Origin of the sequence: Clostridium sp. DFI.1.208, assembly GCF_024463855.1 — a bacterium.
Lineage (GTDB): Bacteria > Bacillota_I > Bacilli_A > Erysipelotrichales > Erysipelotrichaceae > Clostridium_AQ.
The window spans coordinates 1-229 of the sequence record NZ_JANGCA010000362.1 but is presented as its reverse complement, the minus strand read 5'-3'; the positions used below and the strand labels follow the sequence as shown (position 1 = coordinate 229).

The following is a 229-nucleotide window of genomic DNA, read 5'->3' as shown; positions in this document are numbered from 1 at the left end:
AGGTCTATAACGAAAGTTGTAAACAACATAGATATTCACGAGTAGAAAGTTAAACAAAACAGAAAACTCAAGCAAAAACCTAAGCAAAGAAACGAACGCTTGAAACTTAACGTGATTAAGTGAATAAGGGCGTACGGTGGATGCCTAGGCACTTGGAACTGAAGAAGGACGCAACAAACGGCGAAACGCGACGGGGAGTGGTACGTACACAAAGATCCGTCGATATCCG

The 229-nt window shown here is 42.8% G+C and carries 1 rRNA gene; it reads left to right on the top strand.

Annotation, left to right across the window (positions count from 1 at the left end):
* Positions 1–113 precede the first annotated feature (113 nt).
* Positions 114–229, top strand: a 23S ribosomal RNA gene (locus NE665_RS24685); the annotation flags it as partial.